Annotated in this window: 7 protein-coding genes; 4 read left to right on the top strand and 3 right to left on the bottom strand. The window is 68.6% G+C overall.

What is annotated here, in order from left to right; genetic code table 11:
• Positions 1 to 7: 7 nt before the first annotated feature.
• On the bottom strand, positions 8 to 1624 hold the full coding sequence (locus ACX9OT_RS03340; protein WP_107433698.1) for a ShlB/FhaC/HecB family hemolysin secretion/activation protein: 1617 nt from the start codon (positions 1622 to 1624) through the stop codon (positions 8 to 10).
• Positions 1625 to 1825: 201 nt separating this feature from the next.
• Here ACX9OT_RS03340 and ACX9OT_RS03335 point away from each other — a divergent pair, with 201 nt between their 5' ends.
• On the top strand, positions 1826 to 2161 hold the full coding sequence (locus tag ACX9OT_RS03335) for a hypothetical protein (protein ID WP_107433699.1): 336 nt from the start codon (positions 1826 to 1828) through the stop codon (positions 2159 to 2161).
• A gap of 161 nt (positions 2162 to 2322) precedes the next feature.
• On the opposite strand, the gene ACX9OT_RS03330 is transcribed toward ACX9OT_RS03335, so the two are convergent.
• Positions 2323 to 2787 (bottom strand): general secretion pathway protein, encoded by a 465-nt coding sequence (locus ACX9OT_RS03330; RefSeq protein ID WP_189721131.1) that lies wholly within the window; start codon positions 2785 to 2787, stop codon positions 2323 to 2325.
• A gap of 104 nt (positions 2788 to 2891) precedes the next feature.
• Here ACX9OT_RS03330 and gspH point away from each other — a divergent pair, with 104 nt between their 5' ends.
• From gspH to ACX9OT_RS03315, 3 genes are read left to right on the top strand one after another with little or no spacing between them, the layout of a single operon-like run.
• Positions 2892 to 3338, top strand: coding sequence for a type II secretion system minor pseudopilin GspH (gene gspH / locus ACX9OT_RS03325; protein ID WP_107433742.1), 447 nt, complete (start codon positions 2892 to 2894; stop codon positions 3336 to 3338).
• Positions 3335 to 3697 (top strand): type II secretion system minor pseudopilin GspI, encoded by a 363-nt coding sequence (gspI, locus tag ACX9OT_RS03320; protein WP_107433700.1) that lies wholly within the window; start codon positions 3335 to 3337, stop codon positions 3695 to 3697. The genes gspH and gspI overlap by 4 nt, the downstream gene beginning before the upstream one ends.
• A complete protein-coding gene (locus ACX9OT_RS03315) occupies positions 3694 to 4308 on the top strand; it encodes a prepilin-type N-terminal cleavage/methylation domain-containing protein (RefSeq protein WP_107433701.1) in 615 nt (204 codons plus the stop codon). The genes gspI and ACX9OT_RS03315 overlap by 4 nt, the downstream gene beginning before the upstream one ends.
• Positions 4309 to 4688: 380 nt before the next feature.
• Here ACX9OT_RS03315 and ACX9OT_RS03310 read toward each other — a convergent pair whose 3' ends face one another.
• A complete protein-coding gene (locus ACX9OT_RS03310; protein WP_459000911.1) occupies positions 4689 to 17072 on the bottom strand; it encodes a filamentous hemagglutinin family protein in 12384 nt (4127 codons plus the stop codon).
• Positions 17073 to 17108 lie beyond the last annotated feature (36 nt).

Raw genomic sequence — 17108 nt, 5'->3', positions numbered from 1 at the left:
GGAAGGGTCAGTAACTGGTGCTGATGTTGAAATGCAGGCGCGGGTCGTCCTTGCGCGTGACCGGGCCATCGGCATAGGGCCAGGCGTAGTCCAGGCGCAGCTGCAGGTGCTCGCCCAGGCGCAGCTGCGCGCCCAGGCCGACCGAGGCCAGGTTGTACTTGTCACGCTGTTCGGGCAGTGGCTGGCGCAGGCGCAGGTAGGCGGCGTCTGCAAAGCTGTAGACGCGCAGATCCGTGCCGCTCCACAGCGACCACGCCGGGGTGCGCCATTCCAGGCTGGCCAGGCCGCCGTAGTCGCCGATCGCCTCGGCCGACAGATAGCCGCGCACGGTGTACATGCCACCGGCGGCGAACTGCTCGGCCGACACCAACGGTGCGTCGGTCACCTGCAGCGAGCCGCGCGCGTACCACTGCCAATCGCTGCCGAAGGTGTGGGTGTTGGCCACGTCGGCCTTGAACGCGATGAAACTGGGGTCCGCCCAGTAGCGCTTCTGCCCGAATCCGATGGCATCGCTGCCATAGCCGAACAGGCGGCGGGTGCCGGCCACCAGCTGGGTGTTGATGCTCAACTGATCCTGCTCGCCCTGGCGCACACCGACAAACGCCAGGGTGATCGGCGCGTACTTCAGCGGCGTCTTCAGGCTCTCCTTGCCCATCTGCGTGTCTTCCTCGGTGTCCTTGAAGTCCACGCCGAGGCTGAGCTGGCGCCACCACTGGCTGCTGCCGGCCAGTCGATAGTTGAGCTTGAGACCGATCGAATGGCCGTTGCCGATCACATTGGTTCCGGTGCCGGTACCGACCTGTCCGCCCGCGTTCAGCACGCGGCTGTCGGACTTGTAGCCGGACGCTTCCAGGCTCCACGGCGTGCTCTCGAACGGCATCATGTACGAGGCCGAGAACACCTTGGCCTGCTTGGTATCTTCCGGCGCCAGGTACACGCCGATGTTGGCGCTATGGCCGCGCTTCCACAGGTTGTCGTAGGCCAGCGACGCACTCAGGCGCAGCTTCTCGGTATCGGCGCTGTGGTCGTTGTTGAGCGCCGCGCTGGCACGCCACGGCGACTTCTCCTCGACCTGCAGGTCCACATCCATCGTGCCCGGCACCTGGCCCTCTCGCACCAGCGGCATCACCTGGCGACGTCCGCCTTCATTCAGCGCGGTCAGTTCCTTCTGCGCCTGGTCGAAGTCCGGCACCTTGCCCTCGGCAAGTGCCGGCACGCGTTCGCGGATGCGTTCGGGCGATTCGTGCTTCGTGCCTACGACCCGCAGCTGCCCGATCGGCGTCTGCTGCACCTTCAGCAGCACCACGCCACCACTGACCTGCTGCTCGGGCAGCTCGACGTAGACCGACTGGTAGCCTGCCTGCTGGTACAGCGCATTGACGGCATCGCGCGCCTTCTCGACATCGGCCAGGGTCTTGCCCGGGCCGAGGAACGGCTCCACCGCACGTTCGATCTGGCGCGGATCGAGCACGGTGTTGCCGCGCACGATGTATTCATTGATGTTCACGCTGGGCGCAGGCGCCGCGTCCTGCGCGAACAATGGCAGCGGCATCGCGGCCAGAGCCAGCACCAGCGGATGCAGGCGCAGCGGAAGGCGGACGGCTCGGCACGGAACAGGAGTCATCGAAGGCATCGCGTCGTATCGAAGGGAGTGGCCAGGGAGCGGCGCGTGGGTCTATCAACAGGACGTGTACGTCGCGTCAAAACCGCCAATAGTTTTGTGACAGTACTGTCATCTTTTGACAGCGCCGGAACAGTTGCAGGCGGACACTGTCTTCGCCATACGTCTTCATTGCTGAGCGTCGGTTTTCGCAGGAGATTCAAGATGAGTGAGTCGTTGAAGGCGGGCCTTCGCCCTGCCCTCGCCCTTGCCTTGTTGCTGGCGTTGCCATCGGCCTGGGCCGGAGAGACGAAGAAGCAGGACGATGCCGCACCCTGCATCGAAGTACAGGTCAACGGCGAGCGCATCCCCGCCTGGGAGTGCCTGCAACGCAAACTGGCCCCGGCGCCGAAATCGGCGAAGTCACCGGCGCTGCCTGAAGCCGAACGCCTGATGCGGCAGCCGGGCAACCAGCTGATGCAGTACAACCTGGAAGGCACACGACAGCGCATGGGCGATGCCTTTGGTCGTTCGGTGGAACCGCAGCGTCCGGCGCGTTGAGCCTGCGCAGCTGTAGAGCCGGGCCCGCGCTCGGCAGGATTTTGTGGAGCCGGGCCCGCGCTCGGCAGGATTTTGTGGAGTCGAGCCATGCTCGACTGGATTTTGTAGAGTCGAGCCTTGCTCGACTGTTCTTCCAGACGCAGCCGAGCGCAGGCTCGGCTCTACAGGGACCCGCCCGGCACGATGCCATCGGTCGGCACCGCTGGCAGCGCGGGCACCGGCAGGCTGCGCGATTGCCCGGCCTGGTTCAGTTCCACAGCGCTGGCGCTGATGCTGGCCAGTACCGTGCAGGGTCCGAGTCGTTGGCCGGGCGCATACGCTTCCGCTGGGCGTCCATCTACCGAGAGCAGGGCCAATGGCGCATGGTCACCCGCCATCACGCCCAGCACGACCACCTCGGTCTGCACCGCACCGGGAGACAGCAACCGCACCAGTGGCAGGCTGGCCACTGCATCGAACATCGGCCGTACCGGCGCCTCTGCATGCGCTTCGCTCGCGGCCGCCGCTGGCGCCACCGCAGACAGGGTGACGCTCCAATAGGCCACCACGGCCAGCAGCAGCGTCGCCGCCAGCAGGGTCAACATCCGATTCCGATCCCAGCGCCTGCCGTCCATGTTCCACATCATCGCCACGTTCGTGTCCGCCTACGCTAGCAGGTGCGGCTGACGCTTTTGTTTCATCATGCAGGCCTACGCTGGCACGCATCGGCAAGGGACAGGAGGCAATGTCGATGCGACGCATCCCGCGTGGATTCACCCTGCTGGAACTGATGGTGGTGCTGGTGATCATCGGCATCTGCACGGCAGGCATCGGCCTGGGCCTGGGCAGCCTGCTCGACCCCGCGCGCCAGCTGCGGCAGGAAGGCGAACGCCTGGCGCAGCGCCTGCAGGTGGCGCGCGACGAGGCCCGCATCGATGGCCGCCCCCTGCGTTGGCAGGCCGACGCCGCCGGCTATCGTTTCAGCCGCCTCGAAGGCAGCCGCTGGGTCACCGTTGAACGCGATGATCTGCTGCGTCCACAGAAGTGGCAGGCTGCAGGCATCACGGTGCAGCCCACCAACGCCATCGAGCTGAGCCCGGAGTGGATCGGTACCGCCTGGGAGCTTGGACTGTCGCTGGACGGCCGCGCACTGCGTCTTCGTGATGATGGCAGCGGACAATTGCAGGTCGTGCAGTGAAGCAGACGGCGCGCGGTTTCACCCTGATCGAGGTGCTGATCGCGCTGGCGATCGTATCGATTGCACTGGCTGCGGTGATGCGCTCGGTGGCAGTGGCGACCGACGATCAGTCACGGCTGCGCGACCGTCGCCTGGCGCTGTTGTGCGCGCAGGACCGCTGGCAGGAGCTGCGCCTCGTCGGGCAGCCGCCGCGGGATGCGCGGCAGCGCTGTGTGCAGGGACGCGGCAGCTTCCTGGTCCTGCAGCATCTAGGCACCGGCAGCGACGGGCAGCCGCAACTGGAATTGACCGTGGTGGCCGAAGATGCACCGCGACAGTCGCTGGCCCGGATGCAGCTGCCGTGGACGGCGGCGCAATGAGGCGCGCCGTGCGTGGCTTCACCCTGATCGAGGTGATGATCGCGATCACCATCATGGGCGTGCTGGCGCTGATCTGCTGGCGTGCGCTGGACAGCGTGGCCAACAGCGACCAGCGCCTGCGCCAGGCCGATGCCGAGACCACGACGGCGCTGCGCGTGCTGCAGCAGTTCCAGCGCGATATTGAAATGCGTGCCGACGATGCGCTGATGAATGGCGCGGTGCGCCCGGCAGATCGTCCGCAGCGATTGCTGCCCCCGTCGCTGGTGAGCGAGCGGCACCCGGATGGCAGCTTCGCACTGGAGATCACCCGCAGTGTCGGCAGTGATGGGCTGCACTGGCAGCGGGTGCGCTGGTGGCGGCAGGGCAGCACGCTGTGGCGGGCCAGTGGTGCGGCTACGGACCGGTATCCCCTGCCCGCACCGGATCCGTCGAAGGGCATTGCGGTGGCGCGCGAGGTGCAGCGGTTCGAGGTGCGGGCGTGGCAGCCTGGAACGGGATGGGCCGTGTTGCCGAGCGAGGGCGAGGTATTGCCGGCCACCGGACTTGAACTGCGGTTGGGCCTGCGCGATGGGCGTGGGCCGTTGAGTTACCGGCGGGTGCTGGAGCTTTAGGATTGGTTCGTGGCACCGCATCCACGCATGGCGTGGATCTACGGCCGAGCGGCTCCTGCTGCCACGCCTGCTCTGGTGGGTGCCGACCGTTGGTCGGCACTGAGGCTGTCCGGGCATCCACGCATGGCGAGGATCTACTGCCGACCAAGGTCGGCATCTACCGTGACACATGCGCGCGTCCCTCCTGCCGCCGGGTGCTCTCCTGCACCCGGCGGCGCTGTGTCGGTGGTCCTCACCGCTGATGGCCTCTCCCTGCCCTCCGTGCCGTCCTGGCTGGGGCCGCCACCGTTCCCTGGCGGCTGGCCCGATGCTGCAGCCCGATGCGCTGCATCGGGCAATGCGTGCCGACCAAGGTCGGCACCTACCGGGGCGTGCTATGCCTATCGGCGCTGCGTGCCTTCGTCGCGGCTTGCCTGCGGGAACTGGAAGGCGCTGTTGGCGTCGTAGCCGCTGTTGGCGGTCGTGCCGCGTGCCGGCGGCGCAATGCTGCTGGTGCCACTGCCGAAACCGAGGATCTGCACGCTGATCACCGATGGCTGGTTGCGTCGTGCATCGTCCTGGCTCTTGCGCATCACGTCCTGTGCCGCCTGGCTGGCGCTGTTCGCCGCTGCACTGGCCGAAGCCAGCGCATTGACGTTCACCGTGGCCAGCACCGGCAGGCCCTTGCTCTCACCCTGCACCTGGATGTTGGCCGCGTTGAGCACCTGCAGCGCGGCGAGGTTGATGTTGCCCGAGACACGGATGCCTGCTTCGCCCGCATCGATGGTGCCCAGCGGCGCGATCAGGTCGACGTCGCCCGGCGGCACTTCGGCGATGGGGTTCAAGGTCGCAATGCCTGCGCCACTGGCGGGAGCCTGCGGCGACAGGATCACATTGCCCCAGCCGTCATAGAGGCGACGCGGTGGCGTGTACAGCAGCGTCGTCTGCGAACCGCGACCGGCATTGATGTCACCCTGCTCCGACCAGGCCAGGATGTCGCCGCCGAACGTGGTCATCACCCGCGATAGGCCCAGCAGGACGCTGTCCTGGCTGAACAGGCGGATATCGCCCTGCCCCTGGGTGACGAGGCCGGCGCTGGCAGGCGGCACCACGCCCTGTACGCCGACCACGATCTGTCCGCCCGGTGCCATCAGTTCGACGTTGCCGCCCGCCTCGGTGCGCACGCCGGAACCGCCGTACATCACGATATCGCCGGTACGGTCGATCGTCGCACCGACCGCATTCCTGTCCGGCATCAGCGTGGCGATGGCTTCGCGCCCGCGCAGGTAGGAGCCGAAGCGGGGCCCTTCTGCATCGGTGTACTCACGCCCACCTTCGCGCAGTTCGGCGTAGTACACCTGACGCAGGAAGATGCGCTGCTGTTCCTGCGGCAGTGCGTCGAATGCAGCCAGCGCCCCGTCGCCGTCGGCAGCCACGCCGAAGCGCTGCTGCAGCCACTGCTTCAGCTCCTGGTTGTAGACCTTGACTGCCTTGCCCGGCTGCGACGCGAGCGATTGCGCGGGATCGGCAAGGTTGACCGGGTCCAGATAGCGGGCACGCAGGGCCGCGAAATCGATCTGCTGGTTGCCGGCCGTCAACGCGATGCTGGCGCCGGGACGGGCATCGCCCTGCACGATGCCACCGAGGCTGACGATGCTGCCCGCATCCTCCTGGCGCAGCTGGCGGCCGGCACTGACCTCGGTGTCGCCGGGGCCGGCGATGGTCGCGTTCAGATGCACGATGTCGCGGCCCGCCGCCACCACCGTGATGTCGGTGGGCGCGGTGTTCAAAGCGGTCATCGACACCCCGAGGATGTCCTGGCCTGCCCGCAGTTGCACGGCGCCGGCGGCCTCGAACCAGTTCAGCTGCGTGCGCCGCCCCCCGTTGGCATCCAGCGTGCGTTGGGCGCCGGTGGCCAGACCGATGATGTCGCCCTGCACCGCGTAGAAGCGGCTCGGTGCCAGTGCCGCAGAGACCGTGGACAGCGGTGTACCGGGGCCGAAGGCGAACAGCGGAAGCGATGCCTGCGGCGATGCAATGTTGCCGTCCACCGACAGGTTGTGACGCGAGCGGGTCACATTGCCGCTGGAATCCCCCTGCTCGGCCATGAATGCAGGGTCGAAGGGTCCCGGCAGGCGCGCGTCGCTGGCGGAGCGCGCGATCTGGGTCGCGCCACGCTGGGCGAAGATGCCGCCACCGGCCAGGACGTCCAGCCGTCCTGTCGCCGAGGGTGCCAGCAGGATCACATCCTGCGTCCCCGGCGTGGTGCTGATCCGGTGCAGCTTGACGTCGCCCTGCGCAGCAATGGCGCTGAAGCGCGAAGGATAGAGCCAGTAGTTCAGCAGCTCCTCCCGGCTCCCCGGTGCCAGCGCAACCTGCTCGGGCCACAGATTGCTGCCGGTCACGTTATCCGGCCCGGCCAGGCCCGGCGCCAGGTCGCCACCGGCACTGAACAGGTCCACGGCGGTCGTGTCGGTCCACAGGGAGAACCAGGTGCTGCCCGCAGCGCGGCTGCCGTTGTCGTGCACCACCGCGCTGTAGTTGGCCAGTGGAACCCGACCGGCATCGGCGACGCCGCCGAGCACGACGTCACCCCGCGCCTGCAGCTGCGCGACCGCATCGCCCAGCACCAGCACCGGCCCGCCCATCGGGCGAGCGGCGTCGGCGGCGAACAGATCGGCCGCACGCAGCTGGCCCAGCGTCGCGTAGCTTTCCAGGGTGACGCCCATTGCACCGATGCGTCCCGCATCCAGCTGCAGGCTGCCACGCAGATTGCTGAAGGTACCGTTGAGGTCGAGATTCTGTCCCGCCCTGGAGGCATTGAGGCTGGAGAACGTCGCCCGCAGATTCGGATTCAGTGCGCCACCGATACGCAGTTGCAGGTCGCCGCCGCCGGTCAGGTGCAGCTGGCCATCGCTGACCCGGCCGGTCGATCCCACCGCCGCGATGATCGCACCCGAGCGCGGTGCGATCGTCGAGTCCAGCGCGTCACCTATCGCATCGCGCACGCCGGCGTCACGCCCGGCCTCCAGCGTCAAGTTGCCGCCGCCCAATGTACCGAAGCCGGTGAAGCCGACCATCCGCGGAGAGGCGCCAGCAGCAGCGGACACGTTGGTGTAGGCGCCAAAGTTCACCCACCAGCTGGTCGGCACCGGCTCCACGCCGGTGGTGCTGCCGGTTCCCTGCCGCCACAGCCAATTGCCGACCGCGGCACTGGAGTACAGCGCCCAGTCACGCTCGCTGGTGCCCGACTCTGCGCGCCCGGTCCAGACGTCACCGACGATATCTCGCCCGGCTTCGACGCGCAGGTTGCCGCCATGATCGGGATACCAGGCCTGATAGCCGGCCAACGCGGCATCATAGCTGCCCGGCACCAGGTTCGGACCCAGCAGTGCGGTGTTCCTGGGGGCTGCTGCACGGGGCGAATTGAAGGCAGCGTCGCGGCCCTCGCCCAGCGTGGTGGGAGTGCCCGCCGTGTACACACCGAAGCCGGACTTCATCACGACATCACCGGCAGCGAGCAGTTCCAGGTCCCCCTTGCCGGTGCGCAGCACGCTCCAGGCCGGCGTGCCCGCGCGCTTGCCGTAGGTGGTCACTTCGGTCTGCGTGCCACCGCCGGCGCAGTAGCTGGGTGCGGTGCTGCAGAACTCGTCTTCGGTCATGCCGAACATCGCCGCGAAGTCCTTCGCAGGGGTGCCCACGTAGGACTCATCGCCCCAGTAATCCAGCGAGCCCTGCGCGGCCACCTGGCGGGGGGCCGGGCCGCAGTAGTCAGCCGACATCGCACAGAACTCATCTTCGGTGAAGCCGTACATGTCGGCCAGCTCCGCGATCGGACGGCCCGCATAGGAGGTGTCGCCGATCCAGTCCAGCGATGCCCGCTCAGTCAACGCACGATCACCCACCCAAATGATTTCGGTCTTGACCGTACCGATTGAGCCCTGGTGGGTGTCGGCCAGCACCACGCTGCCTTCGGCGCCCCAGCGCCGGCTGCGTGGATCGGCCGCCCCGGAATCGGCACCGGCAACCACGGTCAGGTCCCAAGATGTGGTGCCCTCGGCCAGCATCGGCGCCAGCGCCCAGTTGCGCCCCTGGTTGCCGTTGGCATCGGCCGGCCGCAGATTCACCGGCCCGTTGCCGGGCAGCTCCACCTTGGTCAACGATGGGATGTAGGCGCCCACCTTGAGCTCGACTTCGCGTGCCAGGCGCAGCGCAACCGGCAGCACCGCGCCGGCGGGCCACTCCTGTGCCGCCATCTGTACGGCGCTGCGCAGGCGGAAGCCGGCCCCCAGGCGCGCACCGGCCGCCAGCACCAGCGGCTTCTGCAGCACGGTGCCCGCCGCCAGCGTCTGCCCGGAGTCGGTGGTCACCGCCGCACCCAGCACCGTGCCCGCAGGCAGGCGCAGGGTCTGCGAGATCACCATCGGCGCGGGCAGCACGGTACCGACCGGAAGCGTTACCGATTCGACCGGCACGTCATAGTTCAGGCGGGTGCCGGCCTGGAACTCGGTGCCGGGCTGCAGCTTCACTCCGTCCACCGGCACCACCAGGTCGCCACCGAAGGGGGTGTGCCCGGCGCTGCCATTGCGAGCCTCATACAACTGCCAACCGCCCTCGTCCGGCGTGGACGGCGGCGGTGCGAAACCATCGTTGATGCTGCCATGGACGTTGATGTTGCCTTCGGCGCGCAGTACCAGCGAAGCCGATTCACCGAAGCCACGCCGCGATGGATCGGCGCGGTTGGCTTCGGGCCCGTAGCGGTAGCCGGACAGATCGATGTCGCCGGCAATGGTCAGGTCGCCCTCGGGATTGGCCTCGCTGCGCCGCGCCACCACCTGCACGCCGGGACGCAGGCGGACGTCGCCCAGCGCGGCGGTGCGCTGCTGCAGATCCGGATTGCCCAGCGCGCCATCGATCCAGGCCACGCTATGCGGATCGACCACCTGGTCCAGCCACTGCTGGGTGACCAGCTGCGCGCGGTTGCCGCGCACATCAGCGGTGCTGGCCAGGGGCGCATCGTCGTAGCGACGGACACCATCGAGCTGGATGTCGGCCGCGCCATCGATGCGCAGGCCGCTGGCCGCAGCAATCGCAGCGTCGTTGCTGCCCAGCCGCGGCACATCGATCTTCAGCGAGCCCCGCGCCATGCCGTCGTTCTGTCCAGGGACGTCACCGAGGGCAACGTCGCTGCCTGCACGCATGTCCAGGTGCGCCGCGCTGCCCAGACCAACGGTGCCTTCGGCGCTGCCCAGCGTGATGGTGGCCCGGTTCGGACTGTCGATGATCTTGCCATGGCTGTCCACGCGCAGGCCGGTACCGTGCGCGTCCAGCGTGCCGTCCACCTGCAACTGATCACGGGCGTACAGGCGGATGCTGCCGACCTGCTCGCCGCTGGCGTCGATGCGGCCGGCCACGGTCATGCTGCCCGCGTCGACACTGATGTCGACCCGGCGCGCCTTCACTTCGTCGCCGATCCGCAGATCGCCTTCACCGATCTGGAAGCTGCGACCACCGACGACGCCGCCGGCGGTCAATCGCTGGTTGAGGCCGGTGAAGTCCTGCAACTGGCGTGCCCGCACCACAAGTTCACCACCGTCGTAGGGCACCAGCGTGCCACCGGCATCGTAGCGGCCACTGGCGGTGCCCTGCAGATCACCCGCCAGATCGGCTCGGCCGGCCATTGCGGTGACCGTCATGCGCCCGCCGCGGTTGTTGCGGGCGGAAACATCGATGCGGGAGGCCGCATCGGTGCGGATGTCCCCCGTGTCGCTGGACAGCAGGACATCACCGCCCCAGCTGAACTTGTCCACGTCGTACAGCGAGACCTTGCGCCCGGCAAGGTCCAGCGCCGCCCGGCTGCCAAGCGTGATGCCCTCGCGCGCGTTCGCAGACAGCCGTCCTGAAGCCAGCGCGATCGTGCTGTCCAGCGTGATCCGGTTGGCGTCGATGCTCAGCTCACTGCCCAGTGCATCGCCACCCGCCTTACCGGTGCCCCCCTGCAGGCGGAAGTCGCCGCCGGTGCGCACGCGCAGCTGCGCGGCGGGATCGGCGGTCAACAGCGGTGTATCGATACCCAGGCTGCCTCCGCTGTACTGCCAGCCCTTGTCGGCCAGATAGTCGCCGCGCTGCTGGAACACGTCCAGCGTGCCCTGCGCGGAGAACGACAGCTGCTCCGAAGCACTCAGGTTCAGCGCACTAAATCCGAGTACCTGACGGTTGGCAGGCACCTCGGAGCTGGGACGGCTGAACGGGGCGCGCGCCAGCTGCAGGTTGCGGGTGACGATGTCCAGCTGCCCCGCGCCGAGCCGGTCCACCATCGGATCGGCCGGCGGCACCGACGCATCGCTGCCCGGCGCCTGCGTCGCCGCCAGCGAACCGTCCCAGACCAGTGTGTCCACCAGGATGCGCGCACGGTCGCTCGCCGCACCATAGCCATGGATGGCCTGCGCGCCCAGTACCAGCGTCTGCAGGCCACCGCGGCCGGTGGCACTGTCGCGCGCATCCAGGTCGACGCTGCCGAAGACGTTGACCGAATCCCGTGCGACCAGGCTCAGCGTATCCAGCGCCGGTGCGCCGGTGGCATCATTGCCGCGCAGCAGCTGCTGCAGCACGGACTGGTTCATGGTCATGCCACTGGGCAGCGCCCCTGCGGCCGCCGCCTGCGCGATCGCCTCGGCCGTGCCGAGGTTGAGCGCCGCCATGCTCACGCCAAGCTGACGCGTGCCATAACGGGCGGAATCGCGCATCTGCAGCGTGCCATCGGTCGCTACCGCGATGCTGCCATCGGAAACCAGCCGGGTCTGGCCGTCGCATGCCGTCTGGCACCCCCCGATGTCGATCGCCACCGGACCGGCCTCCACGCCGGTGGTGCCGGTGATCAGGTTCAGGCGCTGGTTGGACACCGCCAGCAGGCCGCCGGAGACCTGGTAAGGCAGCGTCGCCCTGGCATCCGCGTTGGCGGATGCGAACGGCAGTGTATCGAGGGTCGCACCGGCCTCGACCAGCACGCCGCTGCCACCGGAGGCCGCTGCCACCAGCACTTCCGGTGCGTTCAGGGTGACTCCGGAACGGATCGCCACGCTGCGTGCCTGGCCGGTCACCGCCACCTGCGAAGTCACCTGGTTGAACTGCCCGCCGATCATCATCCGCACAGGCAGGAAGGCATTGAGCGCGTCGTCGCTGAAGGTGGCACCGCGATCACGCGCCTGCGATTGCGCACCGCCATCGACGATCTCCAGTGAACCGACCGCCGGGCTGGCCAACGTGGCTGTCAGCGTGCCGCCGCGCCCGTTGTCGGTGGCGGCGCCGAACCGCGCGGTGCCGGCAAAGCGGATGGCAGGCGTGTCTGCACGACCTGCGCCTTCGCCCAGCGCCAGGGTCAATCCGAGCGCATCGATGGTCTGCCAGCCGCGCGACTCGCCGCGGCGGTCGGCCACCGATTGCGCGAAGCTGTTGTAGGAGGTTTCGTTGTAGCCCGAGTGCCGGCGTACCACCGCGGCGGGGGTCAGCAGGATGTCGGTGAGCAACGGCGAGATTGCCGCGCCCAGCGCCGTGCGCTGCTGCCCGGACACACGCCAGGTGCCGGTGCCGGTCGCGATGGGTTGCGCGATGCCCGAGGTACCGGTGGCGCCCAGCTCCACCCGGAAGGCACCGGGCTGCAGCGCATAGCTGGCCGGCATCAGCGTGTAGGTGCCGGCCGCCAGGCCAGGCACGCCCGCCGGCACGGTGATCTGCTGGCCCACCGCCGGTGCGGCGAATCCTTCCTCGCCGCTGGGGGCGAACGTCCCGGCGCGTCCCGGCACGATCGCATACACCGGGTTGCCCGACGCACTGAATTCATAGCGCGGATTGGCGTCGGCCAACGCCGTTCGCAGCACGTCGACCGAGCCGCCGCGCCCCGACACGAAGGCCGCACCGGTCAACTCACCACCGCCGGACATGTCCAGCAGTGCCCCCGGCGCCACCTCGATCTCGTTCGCCTTCAGGGTCACCCCCATCGAGGAGATGCCGGCCGGCGTCAGCGAACTCACGCTGCGCGTGCCGACCCGCCAGTCCACACCATCGACGGTGCCACCATAGGGCAGCGACAGGCCGGCACCGCTGGTGGAGGTAACGCTGCCCGGGAGCAGTTCCACCCGGCTGCCGACGGTTCCGTTCTGGATCAGGCCGCCCAGCTGCAGCGTGCCCATCGGCACCTGTACGTTGCCGCCCTGCTGCACCGTGGCGGCCACCAGGCGAAGCGTGCCCCGCGCCGATTCCGGCGCCGGCTGCGTACCCGCACCGATGCCGTGGATGCGCAGCACGGCATCTGGATCAGCCCAGTAATCAGCGGTCTGCACGGTCTGCGCCGAAGCGCCGGCCACCAGCGTGCCGGCCGCACCCGTGGTGGGGTACAGGCGGGCAGCGGTCACATCCATCGAACCGGCCGCCATCAACGCGCTGGTGTTGCCATTGCTGGCAATGCTGTTGGTCAGGCGCACATCACTGCGGCTTTCCAGCGCCACGTGTTCGAACCCGGGCAGCCAGGTGACGTCGCGGATGTCGATCAGCTCGGCCTGCACCGCCAGCGCATGCTGGTCCGGCGCCGCCGAGGCAACCTCGGCCGTGACCAGCAAGTTCTCGCCCGGCAGCTGGCGCCAGCGTGCCTGCGCCAGACTGACGTAGGGCGCACTCAGTCGCAGCCCCGAGGACAGCCCGGCATCCATGGCCATGCCCAGGCTCGACGTTCCCTGGCCGTGGATGCGCAGGCTCTGGGCCAGGCGTAGGTCGACATCGCCGACGGCGCGGATGTCACCGAACACGGACAGGTTGCCGAAGCCGCCGGCCTGCAGCTGCTCGACCGACAACGCGGCGTGGCCATATTCCAATGCGGCCGGCAGTGGCTGCGCCGGTGCGTTGTGCTGGCTGAGGCTGATCGCACGCGCCCGCAGTACCTCCTCGCTGGCGCCACGTGCATGGATGCTGCCGCCAAAGGCCAGGCCAAGCGTGCCGCCGCGTGCGCCGGCACCACCGGCGGCCGCGTCCATCCCGCCCTCCAGGTACAGCGCATTGGCCGAACGCAGCACGATCTGCCCGCCGTCGCTGTCCACGCGCACGCGGCCCTGGCCATCGATGTCCAGTTCGGCCGACGCGCCCCGCGCCTGCAGGCGCGCACCGCGTTCGACCACCACGAAGGCTTCCGGTGGTCGGTTGTCGACGAATGCGGTGGCCTCCCAGTCCAGCGCCCCGCCAATCTCGATGCGTCCACCCGCGCGCACCTGCCCGCGCAGGCGGCCGCTGGGATCGGGCAGCGAAATAGCGTCTGCATCGGCATCCAGCAGCGCGCCTTCGGCGAAACGCCAGGTGCGTTCGGTGCGCTTCCCGGCGTACAGCGCGGTTTCCGGGCGCACATCGTCGATCAGGATGCGGCCGCCCTTGGCCCGCAGCGTGCCTTCAACATCGATGTTGCCTGCACCGAGCAGCGAGATCGTCTGCCCTGGATCGACCGCCACCAGTGCATCCTTGCCAACCCGCAGGTCACCGCCCACGCTGTTGCGGTCCGAACGCAGGCTGATGCTCGCGCCCGCGCGCTGGCTGATGCGCCCGCTCGACGGATCGGCGCTGTACAGCGGCGCATCCCACGCCGCCAGCGCGCTCGCCCGATCGGTTGCCATCCGAGCGCCCTGGGTCAGCTGCAGGCCCGGCAGGGAAGCGACCAGCTGCGCGCCATCGGTCACCTCCAGGCCCTGATGGCCATTGATGTCGTACTGCGCAAAGCCACTGCCGAACAGGCCGGGGTCCAGTCGCAGCGACGCGCCCGCCAGGGCCGCATCGCCCACCCGCACCTGGCCACCGGTCCCCAGCGAGAAGGAACCACTGCCCTGTCCTCGACCGCTGAACCGGCTTCCCTCGCCCAGTTGCACCCGGCCGCTGCCGTCGGTCGTAACCGTGCTGCTGTTCGCCTGCAGGCTGATGCTGCCCCCTTTCCCGATGTGGCCCTTGCCGCGCAGGTCCAACGCGGCACCGGCCTCGACGTCGACCGTTGCCTCGGCGCCCACGACCACGTCATGACTGTTGCTCAGGCTCAGGCGGCCGCCATCCGTCCAGGCACCGCTCGCGTCGAGCGGCATCGCCAGTGACGCGTTGCTCCATTCACCGGAGAGATCGATCCGCGTGCCGTCGGCGATGGCGGTGCGGGCGCGGCCATCGTGCAGCAGCGCCGTCGGCCGGCCCTGGACATCCAGCAGGTTGCCCGCCGACAGCTGGCCGCCGGCAATGCCGATGTCGCCTGCCAGTTCCACCTCGCTGCCGGTCAGGTTGAGCTGTCCACCTGCCTGAAGCCGAAGGTTGCCGTCGAGGCGGATGCGATCGGCGGTCGCCAGGTCGATCCGTCCCCACTGCTGGGCACTCAACTCTGCGATATCCAGCCACACCGTGTCACGCCGCTCCTCGTTGACCGGAGCCAGCAATGACCATGCCGCCTTCGTCGGCGCCTTGTCATCCAGGCGCACGTCCGAGCCGAACACACCACTGCGACCCTGGCCGTCGTAGCGCCCCAGGTACAGCTGCGCATTGCGCGCGACCGCCGTCTGCGCCTGCGCATAGCCGTCCAACCCGGTATCCGGCCTGCGGTTCTGCTGCGCGCCCTGGAAGGTGGCAGTCTCAACCTTCCCGTCCAGCACCGCGGTGGGTGCGGAGACGATCAGGCGTCCTGCATCACGGCCGACCGTGTACCCATTATCGACACGCTGCGCCGCGAATACGATCGGATCACGGAAGGTCTCGGTGATGCCCCAGCGCTCCTGCTTCACTTCATGGCCGCTGTACAGGCCATCGAACAGCATCTCCGCCGGCGCATCATCAAGGCGGTAGACCTGGCCATCGACGCCGCGCAACCAGCTCTGCCGGATCACGCCGCTCTGCACATCCAGGCTGCCGCCGGCAAGGTTGATGCGTGAGCCACCATGCGTGACCACTTCCCTGCCGCCCAGCAGGACGGTGCCTCCCTGCGCGGCCCATTCGCCGATCGAGTGCCCCTGGTTGTCGAGATAGCCACCCACTTCCAGCAGGCCGCCTGCAGCGTACCAGCGCTCACCCTCGTAGCCCCCGGTACCGGCCGGAACGTGGACCAGCCTGCGGCGGTCGACCCAGACTTCGCTGCTGGTCAGCTTGCCGCTGTCGCGGTTGTCCAGGGCATCGCGCAGTTCGTTGCCCTGCACCTTGACCTGGACATTGTTGCTCTCCATCGACACCTGTACGCCCACTGCGCCGGACACGTCCACGCGCGCGGCGTCGTCTACGTAGCTGCGGGCCGCCGCATCGGCGATGATCTGGCCGCCGGTGGCAACCGTCAGCGAATCCGCACTGAAATGGATGTTGCCACCCGAGACGATCTCCACCCGCGACTGGTCCCGGCGATCATTGTGCTGGGACAGATTGTCGAAAGTTGCCGAGCGCGCGCCGGCGCGGATCGCGTCCTGCTCTGCCGATTCCTTGATGAGGCTGTCGCGCTGCGTATCCAGCACCGTGGCCTTGCCATCGTCCTCGATCAGCACCGCCGTGGTGGCTCCATCGGCAAGCGTGACGCTGCTGCCGGCATCACTGGCCGAAGCCAGAAGATGCACAGTGCCGCGCTGAGCAAGCGTGGTGCTGGCCACGGCCACACCGGCCTGCTCGACGCTGCGCCCGGCCAAGGTCACGTCACCCTCGCGGGCGCGCAGCAGGCCGGTGTTGCGCACGCTGCCAGCCGTGCTGCCCGCGATGAAGCGCGGCGCGATTTCATTGCCGCGGGTGGTGGAGCTGGTATTGGTCGCCGTACCCACGCCGCGCCGGATCACGAAACTGTCACCGGCAGCGAGCTGCACCTGGCCCTTGCGCGCCTCGATCTGGCCGGCGTTCTCCACGCTGTGCCCGGCCAGCAGCACGTAACCACCGCCGCGCGTCGCACTGGTCGGCTCATGGGTCGCGATGCGGGCGCCCTGCTCCACCATCACCTTGCCGAATGCATCGCTGAGCGCGCTGCTGCTGGCATCGGGGCTGTACAGGCCGTTGTCGAGGAACTGCGCATCGCTGATCCGTGCTGCAGCCGCCAGCAGGTTGCGTACATTGACCTGGCTGTTGTTGCCGAACACCACCCCGTTGCGGTTGGCCACGAACACCGTGCCATTGGCCTTCAGCTGGCCCAGGATCTGGCTGGGCCGCGCCTGCGGATCATTGACCCGGTTCAGCACGGCCCAGTCAGGGTTCTGCAGGAAGTTCAGCGTGGTGTTGCCGCCGATGTTGAAGGTCTCCCAGTTCAGGATTGCCTTGTCCGCGGTCTGCTCGACCGTGACCTGCACCCGCCCGTCGCTGCCCTGCGACTGGATCGCCTCGCGCGCATTGAGCCAGCCGCGGGTCAGCGGGTTCTGGTCGACGCTCAGGCCGTCCTTGCCGAGGCCATCGGCAACGATGAAGCCAGCCTCGCGGCGCGCCTGCCGCGCCTGTTCCTGCAAGCGCTGCTGCAAGGCAATCGCCTGCGCCGCGGTGCCGAGATTGTCGATCGACTGCTGCAGCTTCTGCCGTGCTGCATCCTGCTGCTGGGCCGGCAACTGGAACTGGATCGGCACGCCGTTGGGCATCCGGCCACTCTGTGCCGCGCTGCCCTGAGCCGCGCCCCGTTCGGCGAACCAGCCCGGGCTGAACGCCTGCTGCGCCTGGCTGGCCGGGGCCACCATGCTGCCCAGTGCGACCGCGATGGCCCACGCCATCGGATGATTGCGGCGCATCGGCGCGGCCGGATGAACAGCGGACGGGAGCGGGTGCGACATCGGAACCTCATCAACCTGGGGGCCGCGGCTGCGGCG

The sequence above is a fragment of the Stenotrophomonas genospecies 3 genome, from assembly GCF_054473855.1.
Note: the sequence above shows the minus strand (reverse complement) of the source record. Positions and strands in the feature narration are given on the sequence as shown.

Excerpts from the sequence above, each read along its gene's own strand:
- ACX9OT_RS03340 (WP_107433698.1), bottom strand. The coding sequence starts at position 1,624 with ATGACTCCTGTTCCGTGCCGAGCCGTCCGCCTTCCGCTGCGCCTGCAT.
- ACX9OT_RS03335 (WP_107433699.1), top strand. The coding sequence starts at position 1,826 with ATGAGTGAGTCGTTGAAGGCGGGCCTTCGCCCTGCCCTCGCCCTTGCC.
- ACX9OT_RS03330 (WP_189721131.1), bottom strand. The coding sequence starts at position 2,787 with ATGATGTGGAACATGGACGGCAGGCGCTGGGATCGGAATCGGATGTTG.
- gspH (WP_107433742.1), top strand. The coding sequence starts at position 2,892 with ATGCGACGCATCCCGCGTGGATTCACCCTGCTGGAACTGATGGTGGTG.
- ACX9OT_RS03315 (WP_107433701.1), top strand. The coding sequence starts at position 3,694 with ATGAGGCGCGCCGTGCGTGGCTTCACCCTGATCGAGGTGATGATCGCG.
- ACX9OT_RS03310 (WP_459000911.1), bottom strand. The coding sequence starts at position 17,072 with ATGTCGCACCCGCTCCCGTCCGCTGTTCATCCGGCCGCGCCGATGCGC.